This is a genomic window from Zoogloea oleivorans, assembly GCF_008107625.1.
Lineage (GTDB): Bacteria > Pseudomonadota > Gammaproteobacteria > Burkholderiales > Rhodocyclaceae > Zoogloea > Zoogloea oleivorans.
Genome location: NZ_SDKK01000101.1, coordinates 1 through 1,161, shown reverse-complemented (window position 1 = coordinate 1,161; position 1,161 = coordinate 1). Strand labels below are relative to the sequence as shown.

Here is a 1,161-nt window from a genome sequence, read left to right as displayed (position 1 = left end):
CGTCAAGCCATGACGGCTCAGCAAGGCACGGTGGGCTTCGCTGGCGTACTGACTGCCACGGTCGGAATGCACGATCAGGCCCGCCGGCGGTTGGCGCTGCGTAATGGCCATCTGCAAGGCCGAGCACACCAGTTCGGCAGGCATGTTCGGCGCCATGGCCCAGCCGACAATCTTGCGCGAGTACAGATCCAGCACCGCCGCCAGGTACAGCCAGCCACTGCGCGTGCGGATGTAGGTGATGTCCGAGACCCAGGCTGCATTGGCAGTGGCCGGAGTGAAGTGCCGGTTCAGAACATTGTCGGCAATGGGCAAGCCGTGGCGGCTATCGGTCGTGTGAATGAACTTGCGCCGCCACACCGGACGCAGCCCATTGATACGCATGAGGGTTCGTATTCGGTATCGCCCCACGCGAAGCCCCTGGGCATGCAGGACGGCCCGCAGGCGCCGGCTGCCGTAGCAGCGCCCGGAGGCGGCAAAGGCGGCGCGCAGGTGGGTGCTCGTTGGGCAAACCCTGGCGGGCTCACCCCTGCGTGAGCAGGCGGCGTAGAAGCCCGAACGACTCACGCCCAGCAACCGGCACAGCAATGCGGTGTTGTCGGCCTTCTCTTGCAACTGAGCGATGCACCGGTAGGTCATTTCAGTTCGCGGGCAAAGAAGGCCGACGCTTTTTTCAGCAGGTCATTGTCCTGGCGAAGCTGCCGATTCTCCGCCTCGAGCTGGCGAATGCGTTGCTGTTCGGCCGTCAGTGGCTTGCCGATGCCTGCCTGTCCGCTTTGCTCCGCATCGAGTTGCGCCAGCCAGCGGCGCACCGCGGTCTCTCCCAGACCCATGTCGCGGCACACTTGACCGACGCTCAGGCCTTGGTCCCAGATCATCTGGACGACTTGCAGCTTGAAGCTCGCATCGAACGCCCGGCGTTTCTGTTTCATCAATTTCTCCTCTACGGGTGGATCATCCACCTATCGAGGTGTCCGAGGAAATTAGACCACTACACAGAACCAAATCCAGCATTTAGCAAATAGCAATCAACCCCCTCCCCTCCCTCTAGGGAAGCTCTGATCAATTCAGAGCCGGTAAAATACTAAAGCCATAAAGCATCGTACTCCCATGAAGCAAGCCACCTTCGCCTCCCTGGCCTTCCAGCAAAAGAAGAAACAGACC

General features: G+C 61.1%; 1 protein-coding gene and 1 pseudogene. Both read right to left on the bottom strand.

What is annotated here, in order from left to right; translation table 11 throughout:
* Positions 1-636 (bottom strand): IS3 family transposase (locus ETQ85_RS25980; protein ID WP_148581859.1); only part of this gene is annotated, 636 nt, incomplete at its 3' end.
* Between the two features lie 11 nt (positions 637-647).
* Positions 648-929: pseudogene (locus tag ETQ85_RS27570) on the bottom strand (transposase); the annotation flags it as partial.
* Positions 930-1,161 lie beyond the last annotated feature (232 nt).